At 60.4% G+C, this 12144-nt stretch carries 9 protein-coding genes; 3 read left to right on the top strand and 6 right to left on the bottom strand.

What is annotated here, in order from left to right; translation table 11 throughout:
- Window positions 1-381: 381 nt before the first annotated feature.
- From ACTM82_RS04105 to ACTM82_RS04115, 3 genes are all read left to right on the top strand, one after another.
- Window positions 382-798: a DUF3830 family protein gene (locus ACTM82_RS04105; protein ID WP_441054621.1), complete on the top strand. Its 417-nt coding sequence runs from the start codon at window positions 382-384 to the stop codon at window positions 796-798.
- 5 nt (window positions 799-803) lie between these two features.
- Window positions 804-1325, top strand: coding sequence for a hypothetical protein (locus tag ACTM82_RS04110; RefSeq protein ID WP_271758658.1), 522 nt, complete (start codon window positions 804-806; stop codon window positions 1323-1325).
- 194 nt (window positions 1326-1519) lie between these two features.
- Window positions 1520-2929 (top strand): ATP-binding protein, encoded by a 1410-nt coding sequence (locus ACTM82_RS04115; RefSeq protein WP_441088513.1) that lies wholly within the window; start codon window positions 1520-1522, stop codon window positions 2927-2929.
- Window positions 2930-3211: 282 nt separating this feature from the next.
- Here the strand turns inward: ACTM82_RS04115 and nifJ are convergent, their stop codons facing one another.
- The 6 genes from nifJ to ACTM82_RS04145 all read right to left on the bottom strand — a co-directional run bounded on the left by nifJ (window position 3212) and on the right by ACTM82_RS04145 (window position 12085).
- A complete protein-coding gene (gene nifJ / locus ACTM82_RS04120) occupies window positions 3212-6751 on the bottom strand; it encodes a pyruvate:ferredoxin (flavodoxin) oxidoreductase (protein ID WP_441054619.1) in 3540 nt (1179 codons plus the stop codon).
- 477 nt (window positions 6752-7228) lie between these two features.
- Window positions 7229-8167 carry an FHA domain-containing protein gene (locus ACTM82_RS04125; RefSeq protein WP_154518466.1) on the bottom strand — a complete coding sequence of 313 codons (939 nt, stop codon included), beginning with the start codon at window positions 8165-8167 and terminating at the stop codon, window positions 7229-7231.
- Window positions 8168-8170: 3 nt separating this feature from the next.
- Window positions 8171-10012, bottom strand: coding sequence for a serine/threonine protein kinase (locus tag ACTM82_RS04130; RefSeq protein ID WP_441054616.1), 1842 nt, complete (start codon window positions 10010-10012; stop codon window positions 8171-8173).
- Window positions 10009-10911 (bottom strand): hypothetical protein, encoded by a 903-nt coding sequence (locus ACTM82_RS04135; RefSeq protein WP_441054614.1) that lies wholly within the window; start codon window positions 10909-10911, stop codon window positions 10009-10011. Before ACTM82_RS04135 ends, ACTM82_RS04130 begins: the two co-directional genes overlap by 4 nt.
- Before the next feature lie 243 nt (window positions 10912-11154).
- A complete protein-coding gene (gene recR / locus ACTM82_RS04140; RefSeq protein ID WP_099432550.1) occupies window positions 11155-11751 on the bottom strand; it encodes a recombination mediator RecR in 597 nt (198 codons plus the stop codon).
- A 13-nt stretch (window positions 11752-11764) separates the two neighbouring features.
- Window positions 11765-12085 carry a YbaB/EbfC family nucleoid-associated protein gene (locus tag ACTM82_RS04145; protein WP_427719331.1) on the bottom strand — a complete coding sequence of 107 codons (321 nt, stop codon included), beginning with the start codon at window positions 12083-12085 and terminating at the stop codon, window positions 11765-11767.
- Window positions 12086-12144: the final 59 nt, after the last annotated feature.

Consider the following 12144-nt stretch of genomic DNA (forward strand, 5'->3'; position numbering starts at 1 on the left):
GACCAGATTATGCAAACTATATCTTTGCTAAACACAAAACAGACAGCGCAATATCTTACTCGCACTATACGAGATTCTATACATTTTTAAGACGAGTATGCAGCCCTGCAATAACATGGCGTTTTTCATCCAACTTAGGGAATAGACGAGCACCTTTACCGCGCGTCGGCCGGCAGCCGGCGAGCCGTCTCGTCGATTGCCGCTTCCAGAAATTCAAAAACTGATATTGCGCGCGCAATTACGGCATGGTACTTTAGCGAAGAACAGCGCGGGCTGGGGCGACAGAGATCTGTCGTGAAGTTTGGGTTCGGCGACCCCGCTGCTGTCTTCTCCTTATCCGCCAGCGAACCCCTTGAGCGACGGATTGAGGAGGTCCTTACTATGACAAAAATGCTCAAGATCACGCTGAATGGCGAGACGTTTCTCGCCGACATGCTCTGGGACAAGGCTCCCGAGGCGTGCAAGCTGTTCGAATCGTCCTGTCCGGTCGAGTCACGTATCTTTTCGGCCAAGATCTGCGATGCCGAGGTAACCTATCCCGTATCGGGCCCCATCGCCAATTACGAGCACATCGAGAACCCCGTCTTTCACGAGCCGGCGGGCGCCGTGAGCTGGTATGGCGGCTGGTCGTCAATTTGCATCTTCTTTGACGTGTGCGAGCCCTTTGGCACCTGCAACATGTTCGCCCGCATCTGCGAAGCCGACCGCGAGCGCTTTGCCGCCGCCTGCCGCAATGTCTGGGACAACCAGGGCATGTACGTTAAAAACGAAATCGTCGAGATCGAAACGGAGGCCTAAAGATGATGGATATCAACACCCTGCTCGCACTCGACCTTGCCGAGTACACCACTGCACTTGAGGCCCTCGCTGACCAAATGATGCTCGAAGAACCCCGTGACATCGACTACATGCGCCGCCGCAAGCTCGACACCGGCCGCGAATTCGCCGTCTGGAACTTCACCGTCGGCTACTGTATGAACGCCGCCGACGCTCTCTCCCTCCTGCGAGCCCAGGCCAACGAAAACGCCAACGACGGCACCGCCGACCTCGCAACGATCAACAACAGCGCCGCGCGCCTGTGCGACTGGTTCTCGGGCGCCTTTGACGTCACCGGCAAAATGGATGACACTACGGCAATCCTCGCCCACAGCCGCGACCTCTACGCCCAGGTAGAGACTCACGAACAGTTCGCGGCCCTCACCCGTGCCACTGAGCGCTATCTGGTCCAGCTCCAATTTTGGGTCGACCGCCAGATTCCCTGGCCGGCTATTAGCGACCTCGTCCACGGCTACCGCCTACGCACAGAAAGCGGCGAGACAAGGTAAAAACAGCCAGGTAGCACCAACATAGTCCCACCACGGGACCCAAAGTAAGAATCAGAGGGCTGGAGACGCACGCAACAGCGTCCCCAGCCCCTTCGCAAAGTAGAGCGCTGTTTCAGTGGCTTTGAGACCTTATCGGACCTTTGCTATCTTCCAATTTTTGTATATTTACGACGTTATTATCTGCCAATTTTTGTATGATTTTAGGCGATTCTATCTGTCAATTTTTGTCATTTGGGGGTTTAATGCTACGCCGTAAGGTCACTGATAGGCTTTTGAGCTGGAAGAATAACTCCAATAAGGCATTACTTGTTACTGGTGCGCGTCAGATCGGCAAGAGCTATGCGATTCGCGCGTTTGGAAAAAGCAACTACGCTTCGTATTTTGAGGTCAATTTACTACTCGATATCGAAGCAAGGAATGCACTTGTTGGCGCAAAGAACTCCGTTGACTTTATCAACCGCGTAGCCCTTCTTGCGGATGCGCCGCTTGTTGAGGGCGATACGCTTGTCTTTGTCGATGAGATTCAGGAGTATCCGCAGATCGTTACACTCATGAAGGCGTTGGTCGAGGATGGGCGCTTTAGCTATGTCTTCTCGGGGTCTATGCTTGGGACTGAGTTTAAGGGGATCTCTTCTTTTCCGGTGGGGTATGTAGAGCACATTGTTATGCGCCCGATGGATTTTGAAGAGTTTTGTTGGGCAAACAGCGTTAGCGAGAATGTGCTTGCAGGCATTCGCAGCTGCCTTGTCGAGAAACATCCTGTCGAAAACTATATTCATGAGGCGATGCTCAAGAACTATAGAGCTTATATCGTTTGCGGCGGCATGCCGGAGGTCGTTCAGAATTATATTGATTCGGGTTATTCGCTCGTGAGCACACGTGAGCTTCAAACTCAGTTGGTCGATCAGTACAAAAGCGATATCTCAAAATATGCATCGACTCGAGCGTTTAACGTTCGGTCGATTTTTGAGCAAATTCCCGTTCAGCTTGAGGCGGAGTCTCATCGCTTTGTTGTTTCGTCTCTGGGTGAGGGAGCTCGCCTTAAAAAATATGAGCAGGATTTCCTGTGGCTTGTTAACGCAGGTGTTGGATTGATGGTCGCCAGGGTGACGGAACCACGGAGTCCTCTCAAGAGGACGGAGAAAACGACAGCCTTCAAACTATACGAGTCTGATACAGGCATGCTCGCATCGCGATACCCCGGTAGCACTGCACGCGCTGTCTATCTTGATATGAAAACTCCCAACCTTGGTGGTCTCTATGAGAACGTGGTCGCGCAGGAACTCGTTGCCCTCGGGGCGGATGCATGGTACTACCAAACGCGTGAGGTCGGTGAAGTTGACTTTGTAATCGAAGGCGCCCACGGGCATGTTGTCCCAATCGAGGTCAAATCGGGTAAGAAGGTTCGAGCGCACGCGGCCCTCGATCGTCTGATGAGTGTGGGCGAGTACAAAATTCCCGAGGCCGTTGTACTGAGCCACGAGAACCTCAGCAAAGAGGGCAAGGTTCTGTATGTTCCAATCTACATGACGTTTTGTCTTGATGAGTTTATGGAAAAGGATGACCCCAATAATGATTTCTCGTTCGCGCCCATATCTCTCTAGCCATTTGAATCTGCAATCCAGCCACGCCCCCATCCATCCCCAAAGTAGCGCGAGGTTTCGCGGCAAAGCCGCGAAACAGCGAAAGGGGCAAAAGGCCCCCTCAGCCACGTCCTTCATTCAGCCCCACAATCCGAGGACGTAGTCGTAGCAGGATTTGAGGGCTAACCTTCGCGGACATTCCGCAGGACGAAAGAACCCCCGCCGCACGTAGTGCGCAGCAGGGGTTCTTTCATGTCCGAGGACGTCCGCGAAGGTTAGCCCTCAGATCCTGCGGTGGGAGACCTAGGCCTCGTTGTACACCGTCTTGAGCTTCAGCAGGTGAGCGTAGCGGTCCATAGCGGCCTGCTCGTTCTCCTTGAAGAGCTCCTCGGCGCGCTCGGGGAAGGAACGCGTCAGCGAAGCGTAACGGGCCTCGTTCATCAGGAACTCCTGATAGCCGCCCGCGGGCTCCTTGGAATCGAGCGAGAACTTCTTGCCGGCAGCAGCCTCGGGGTTGAAGCGGAAGAGGTTCCAGTAACCGCACTCGACAGCCTTCTTCATCTCGGCCTGGCAGTTCTGCATGCCGCCCTTCTTGATGGAGTGCATCTCGCAGGGGCTGTAGCCGATGATGAGGGACGGGCCGTCATAGGCCTCGGCCTCGTGGATGGCCTTGAGAGTCTGAGCCGGGTTGGCGCCCATGGCGACCTGCGCCACGTAGACGTAACCATAGCTCATAGCGATCTCGGCCAGAGACTTCTTCTTGGTCACCTTGCCGGCAGCGGCGAACTGAGCAACCTGGCCCAGGTTCGAAGCCTTGGAGGCCTGTCCGCCGGTGTTGGAGTAGACCTCGGTGTCGAAGACGAAGACGTTGACGTTGTGGCCAGAAGCCAGGACGTGGTCCAGACCACCGAAGCCGATGTCGTAGGCCCAACCGTCGCCACCGAAGATCCAGAAGGACTTCTTGGTGAGGTAAGCCTTGTCGGCGAGGATCGCCTTGGAAGCGTCGCAGCCGCACTTCTCGAGCTCGGCAACGTAGGCGGCAGCAGCAGTCTTGGAGGCCTCGGCGTCGTTGACGGAGTCGATCCAAGCCTGACCGGCGGCCTTGAGCTCGTCGGACGGACCATCGGCAGCGATGAGCTCCTGGGTGGCGGCGATCAGCTTATTCTGGACGGCCTCGTAACCGATGGCCATGCCCAGACCGTGCTCAGCATTGTCCTCGAACAGGGAGTTGTTCCACGCCGGGCCGTGACCGTCCTTGTCCTTGCAGTAAGGAGCGGTGGCAGCGGGGTTGCCCCAAATGGAGGAGCAGCCGGTGGCGTTGGAGATGAACATGCGGTCGCCGGCGACCTGGGTCACCAGACGTGCATAAGCGGTCTCGGCGCAGCCGGCGCAGGAGCCGGAGAACTCCAGGTAGGGCTGCTTAAACTGGCTGCCCTTGACGTTGGCCGCGATGAGCTCCTTCTTCTCGGAGACGTTCTTGACCATGTAGTCCCAAACGGGCTGCTGATCCATCTCCTGCTCGGCGGGAGCCATCTCGAGGGCGCCCTTGGGGCAGACCTTGACGCAGTTGGTGCAGCCCATGCAGTCGAGCGGGGACACGGCCATGGTGAACTTCATGCCCTTGGCCTTGGGACCCATGGCGTCGAGCGTACGGGTAGCCTCGGGCGCGGCGGCAGCCTCGTCCTCGGTCATCGCGAACGGACGGATGGTGGCATGCGGGCACACATAGGCGCACTGGTTGCACTGGATGCACTTGGTCTCGTCCCAGTGAGGAACGACCACGGCGACGCCGCGCTTCTCGTATGCGGAGGCGCCCAGCTCAAACTGACCGTCGGCACAATCGACAAAGGCAGAAACGGGCAGGCTGTCGCCATCCATGCGATCGATGGGCTCGAGCAGGTTCTTGACCTGCTGGGCGATAGCGGACTTGGTCTCCTCGGAAAGCTCGACAGGAGCGGCGTCCTCGGCGGTAGCCCAGTCGGCCGGAACCTCGAACTTACGGAAGGCGGTAGCGCCGGCATCGATGGCCTTGTGGTTGGCGTCGACGATGGCCTGGCCCTTCTTCATGTAGGACTTGGTAGCCGCGTCCTTCATGTACTGCAGGGCGTCCTCGGCGGGCAGGACCTTGGCCAGCGCGAAGAAGGCGGACTGGAGCACCGTGTTGGTGCGCTTGCCCATGCCAACCTTGGCGGCCAGGTCGATAGCGTCGATCAGGTAGACGTTGACGTTGTTGTTCGCGATGTAGCGCTTGGCCACGGCGGACATGTGCTCGGCGAATTCCTCGTCGCTCCACTGGCAGTTGACCAGGAAGGTGCCGCCAGGCTTGACGTCGCGGACCATCTTGAAGCCCTTGACGATGTAGCTGGGGTTGTGGCAAGCGACAAAGTCGGCCTTGGTCACGTAGTACGGCGAGCGGATCGGGGAATCGCCAAAGCGCAGGTGCGAGACGGTAACGCCGCCGGTCTTCTTGGAGTCGTACTGGAAGTAGGCCTGAACGTACTTGTCGGTGTGGTCGCCGATGATCTTAATCGAGTTCTTGTTGGCGCCGACGGTACCGTCGCCACCCAGACCCCAGAACTTGCACTCAATGGTGCCGGGAGCTGCGGTGTTGGGCGCATCCTCGGCCTCGGGCAGGCTCAGGTTGGTCACGTCATCGACAATGCCGATGGTGAACTCGCGCTTGGGCTCGTCCTTCTTGAGCTCCTCGAAGACGGCAAACGCGGACGCGGGAGGCGTGTCCTTGCTGCCCAGGCCGTAACGGCCGCCGACAACCTTGATACCCGTCTTGCCGGCCTCGTAGAGAGCGGAGACGACATCCTGGTAGAGCGGCTCGCCGATGGAACCCGGCTCCTTGGTGCGGTCCATGACGGCGATCTTCTGGACGGTCTCGGGGAGAACGTCCACGAAGTGCTTGATGGAGAACGGACGGAACAGGCGAACCTTGACCAGGCCGACCTTCTCACCGTGAGCGTTGAGGTAGTCGATGACTTCCTCGAGCACGTCGCAGAAGGAGCCCATGCACACGACGACACGATCGGCATCGGGAGCACCGTAGTAGTTGAACAGGCCGTAATCGGTGCCGAGCTTCTCGTTGATCTTCTTCATGTAGCCCTCGACGACGGCAGGGAGCTCGTCGTAGACCTTATTGCAGGCCTCGCGGTTCTGGAAGAAGATGTCGCCGTTCTCATGGCTGCCGCGGGTGTGCGGGTGCTCAGGGTTGAGCGCGTGGTCGCGGAAAGCCTGGACGGCGTCCATGTCGCACATCTCGGCAAGATCCTTGTAGTCCCACATGGCGACCTTCTGGATCTCGTGGCTGGTGCGGAAGCCGTCGAAGAAGTTGAGAAACGGGGTCTTACCCTCGATGGCGGCAAGGTGAGCCACCGGCGAGAGGTCCATGACCTCCTGGACGTTGCCCTCGACGAGCATGGCGAAACCGGTCTGGCGGCAGGCCATGACGTCGGAGTGATCGCCAAAGATGTTCAGGGCGTGGGAAGCGACGCAACGCGCGGAGACGTGGAAGACGCCCGGGAGCTGCTCGCCCGCGATCTTGTACATGTTCGGGATCATCAGGAGCAGGCCCTGAGAAGCCGTGTAGGTGGTGGTCAGAGCACCGGCGCCCAGCGAACCGTGAACGGTACCGGCTGCACCCGCCTCGGACTCCATCTCGACGACCTTGACCGGGGTGCCAAAGATGTTCTTGCGACCCTGGGCCGCCCACTGGTCGACATGGTCGGCCATCGGGCTGGACGGCGTAATGGGATAAATTCCCGCTACCTCGGTGTACGCATACGAAACATATGCGGCCGCCTCGTTGCCGTCCATAGACTTAAACTTACGCGCCATATACCCCTCTCCTCTCATATAGGTATACAGGCCCCGGCGATTACCGGGATGTTGGCGTGATGGGATTTTCGCTGTTGCTTCCAGTCATCTGACAGGCGGACTCAGCAGCAGGTACATGGCGTGGAGAGAAGGCATGCCGAGGCGAGGAGGGCTGCACGCGCCCCACAGGCCCAGCTACCCGTCTTGCACATGATCGAGCGCCGCAAAGGCCGCATGCCGGATGCTCCCGGGCACGCCCCGGTGATGGGAAGCGCCCGCAACGGAAATCCGCATGCGGGTTTATTGTACCCCGCCGTCAAGTGTAATTTCGACAAATATAGGCGGGCGGTAAAGGTTTACCCCGAGCGACCATCAAGGGCAAAAATTATCCTTCCGTCACCGAGGGACCAAATGGCAGTTGCGGTGAAATAGGGACTGTTTTTGCCGGCCGCAGTCTTAAACAGTCCCTATTTCACCGCAACTTATTTAGGAGATGAGTCAGAGGGCGCCGAGGAGGATGGCGTAGGTTGTGGATTCTCCGAGCCTGAGCTCGTCACCGGGGTTGAGCTGAGCGGAGCGGCCGGGCTCGACCTGGGTGCAGACGTTCGTCGCGCCGTTTACCACCACAGTTCCGTTGGTGGACGACAGGTCCTCGACGTACCAGACATTTTGGTCATCGCACCACACGTGGGCATGGCGAGCCGAAACGTCATCGCCCACATCGGTGATATCGCCCTCCCCCGTCGCCAGCGCGCCGATCTCGACGCCCTCCTCACTCGGCTGAATCCAGCGCGGGGCGCTCACCACGTAGCCGTTTTGCACGCGCAGCAGTCCCAACGGGTGCGCAGGCGCCGCCTCGTGCTCGCCCGTGACCGTCGAGGTGCTCAGCGAGCGCGGCGTCGACGTGGCGCCGCCACAGGTCGCATGAGCGTAGTCGAGGGCATAGGTCACCGACGAGCGGACATCTGCCGAGCAGCCCACGGCGACAAACAGCACCAGGATGGCCTCGGCGCGCTCGGCGGGCATGAGCTCAGCCGCCTGCGACAGGCGCTCGAGCGCATTGCGATAGAGATTCGTGTCCTGATGGCATTCCTCGAGTGCCCGCACCATGGGCTCGCCAGCGGGGCCGCACACCATGTTGGTCACGGCCGTGGCGTCCATGGGATTGCGGCGGCGCAGGGCCAGCTGCGACATAATGCGCGCGGCCGAGGTGCCGTAATCGGCAAAATAACGTTCCTGCAGCGTGCCGACCGGCGCGCGCACGATAAAGCGCGAAACCCAAGAGCGATCGGCAGCACGGCTCTGCGGACTACGGCCGTCGACGAGCGGGCGGCTCGAGAGCACCAGGCCGCACAGTTCGATATGGCTCAGGTGCGCTGCGCGCTTAAAGATGTCAAACATTGCCCCGCACGGGGTGAGCTCAGCTTGAGAAGCCATGGCTTAGCCCTCCTTGGTCGCAGAGATAGTGTCGGATACTTCGGCCGGCCCGCCAAAGGCGCGAGCAGCCGCGGCTCCGCCGGCAAGCGGCGTCGCCATGGAAATTTTCGCACGTCGCGCTGACACGACGGGAAGCTCAAAGGCAAACCCCATCGCCAGCAAAAACCACGTGAGCGCATAGGTTGCAATTAAGGCGGCAACGAAGCCGCTCGCTACGGCGCGCTGGGAAAACACGGTGCATGCAACCGCGATCAGCACCGGAACCTCGCAGGCAGAAAGCGCCAGTACGCCTTGCAGGAACCCCGTGCGACGATCGTGTGCCATGGCGCCGGCAGCGATGCCCACCATGCCCGGCGGTGCCAACGCCAGTGCGGCGATAATGGCCGGCAGCTTCCCGGACCACATAAGCGGTCCTACGACGAGTGTCACATGGGCGCCCGACGCCAACAGCGCAGCTGATACCACGACCACAGCCCAAAGCACGCCGCATACCGCCGTCGCACCAACCATCGCCGCACGCCGGGCCGTGTGCCCCGATACCTCCATCGGGCACGGCATGAGCGGCTCGGCGCGAAGCGAGCGGGCGACATTTTGCGCATAGTGGTCGCAAAATGCCGAGAGCGCCGCCTCCACCGCAGCCGGCTCGGGACGATCTTCCTGATGGCAGGACAGGCAGGCCATGACCACGTCGAACAACTGGGCATCGACAAACGCCAGCGCATCGCGCAGATCCTCGGAATTTGGATCGAGCCCCAGCTGCTGAGCCTGTTCGGCCGCGGCAAGTGCCACATCGGGCTCGCGTCGCAGCAGTTGCGTCAAGTCGCAGCCGGGCGCGTGGGCGCCAACGGGATAATCGGGCAGCGTATCCATCTTGAGGCGATAAGGGCTGGCGATATCGCACGTCTTTTTGCGCGAGCCCGAAGTACCCGACGCACCCGGCGCTACTTCGTACGGCGCGACACCGGCGATGAGCTCGTAGACCGTACTCGCCGCTGCATAGACATCGATTGCCGGCGACATGCGAAGCATGCGCAGGTCGGGGATATCGTCGGTGAGCATCTCGGGCGGGGCGTAGGCCACCGTCGCGCGGCGCAACGTGGCATAGCGCTCGGTAAACGACGCCTTGCCGCCGGTGCCGGCCACCACAGAGGCGGGCTCGAGCGCCAGCGAAGAGCCAAAGTCGATCAAGCACAGGTCGAAGGTGCCTTCGGCAAGCTGTCGGTCGAGCGGCAGGCGCGCCGTGCGCACCATAATATTAGCGGGCGAGATATCGCGATGGACGAACCCCTCGCCTACCAAGCTCATGCGGCAGAGCAGATCGAACAGGTCGCGACCCAGGCGCGCCGCCACGAGCGGCGACAGACGCCCGGCATCGTCCACGGCAAGGCGTGAGCGCAGGCGAGCGAGCGTCTCGCCCTCGACCCACTCCATGACAATCGCGGGCACGCCGTCAACCTCGCCCCATCCATACAGGCGGGGAAAGCCTCTAAGGCCCGAAAGGGCGCGATGGCATTCATATTCCTCGCGAAACGCCGCCTTGAACTTGGTGACCAGCGCCTCGTGGGCGACATCGTCATCAAATTCGTCGCGCGTTGGCAAGATGAGCTGCTTGAGTGCCACGGCCTCGCCCTGCGCGTTGACGGCACGCGTCACACGGCCGATACCGCCGCGGCGCATGGTGGCGTCATCGGCAAACAGCATCGTAAAACGGCGCAGGTAGGCGGGAAGCTCGTCCGGGCCCAGCGCAATGGCGGGCTCAAACCCTCCAACGCGCGCCAGGCGCAGGCCCACCATAGGGTCACGGCTGAGCGACTGGGTTGCCACAGAAGCAAGGCTATTCGTCATAGGGCGATCGCCGCCACTTTGGTATTGAAGTTGTTGAGCGCGACGTCGTCATCGCCATAATGCCCCACCCATTGGCACAGATTGGTGTAGCAACCCCATAGGTTGGCGTATTGCTGATACCACTTTGACTTGGGAGAAAACGTTTGCCGGCCAAACTCGGCACGGATGACAAACATATCGTTGGTCAGGCTATCGCACGGTCCGGTATCGCCTGTTGCGTTATAGGTCGAAACCACGCTGTTGGCGCGGGCGACATAGCCATCGAGCATGTTGTATTTGGTCACGAGCCAGCTGTGAATACTCTCCTCCTCGGCAGCCGAGAGACCACCCGAGCCCGTGTCGCCGCCGGCACCGCCGTCCGTCGAGCCATCACTCGAAGATCCACCGCCAGAGGCGGAGCCCGAACCGGAACCGCCGCCCGACGAATCGGAGCTGGAGCCAGACGAACCCGAACCGCCGGGCTGGCCTGTCTGTTGGGCGTCCTGCCCCTTCTGCTGCTCGGCCTTATTGACGACAGAAGCCACACTGTTGTTGGAAAGCTTCGTAATGACCTTGTTGTTGGTGAGCACGATAGTCTTGCCGTTTGCCAGCGTGATCTCGTTGGACGCCCGCTCGCCCTCGTCCGCGGGATCGACGCCAAACACGGTGCGCCCGAACACGCTCGCCCACGCATATCCGGTTGTCGTTCCCAAGTCGCTTTTGGCCTTGCGCCCAATATGCAGCTCGCGCTCAGCATGCGCCTGTACCATGGACGGCACCGTCATGCCATAAGCCGAAACACCGGCTATGACCAGCACGAGCGAGCAAGACAGCAGCACGTACGCCCGAGGCGCCAGGCCCAGCCGGCGTCGAATGCGCACCGCGGCGCCATGCTTTGTCTGAGTGCTAGCGGGCCGCATGCGTTCTCCTCCAACAAAAACACGCCGCTTAAAAGCGGCGCATTCTTTCATATCCACATTTGAGTGTATCAGCGAACCCAAAAGGTTGTGCAACGAATGGGCAAATACGAGGTGCGAGTGGACCCATCCACGCGATAAGCGGATGAAAAGCAGGTTTGTTGTACAACAAATGCATGAACGCGTGCCCAATTATGAGCGCCCCGTGCGGCAGGCCGACGGGACATGCCGCGGAGCTGACGCCGCCTAGATCGCACGACGGGCCTCGATAGCACGGCCGAGCGTAAGCTCGTCAGCATACTCCAGGTCGCCTCCCACGGGCAGGCCGCTCGCCAGACGCGACACCTCGACGCCCAGAGGCTTGATGGTGCGGGCAAGGTAGCTCGCCGTGGTCTCGCCCTCAATGTTGGGGTTGGTGGCGATAATGACCTCGTGGATGTCCTCGTGGCCCAAGCGCGCCAGCAACTCGCGGATGTGCAGCTGCTCGGGGCCGATCTTGTCCATGGGGCTGATCACGCCGCCCAGCACGTGGTAGAGGCCGTGGTAGCTGCCCGTGCGCTCAATCGCCTGGACATCGCGCGGCTCACCCACCACGCAGATGCGGGTGGTGTCGCGCATCGAGTCTTGGCAGATGGAGCACTCGTCAGCGGTGGCGTAATTAAAGCAGCGGCTGCAAAAATGCACTTCCTGCTTAACCTCTAGAATGGCCTCGGCCAGGCGGCGCGCCTCCTCGGCGTCGGCCTCGAGCAGGTAGTAGGCGATGCGCTGGGCCGATTTGGGGCCAATGCCCGGCAGACGGCCCAGCTCATCGAGCAGTTTTTGCAGACTATGGTTGGCACTCATATATGTGCGCGTCTTAGAACGGCATGCCCGGGATGTTGAGGCCGCCGGCGATGGCGCCCATCTGCTTGTTGGCGAGCTCGTTGACGCCGCGGACGGCCTCGTTGACGGCAGCCATAATCATGTCCTGCAGCATATCGACGTCCTCGGGATCGAGCGCATCGGGGTCGATGGTGAGGTTGACGAGCTCCATCTCGCCGTTGACAGTCACCTTGACCATGCCGCCGCCGGCAGAAGCGTCGACGGTCTGGGACTTGAGGTTCTCCTGCGCGGCGGCAAGCTGCTCCTGCATCTTGCGGGCCTGCTTCATCATCTGCTGCATGTTCATACCGGCCATGATGGCTCCTTTACGTGTGGTCGCGCGACAAGCTGCAAGGGCAGCCGGGCACGGCGGGA

This window comes from Collinsella sp. HCP3S3_E5 (genome assembly GCF_052067635.1).
Lineage (GTDB): Bacteria > Actinomycetota > Coriobacteriia > Coriobacteriales > Coriobacteriaceae > Collinsella.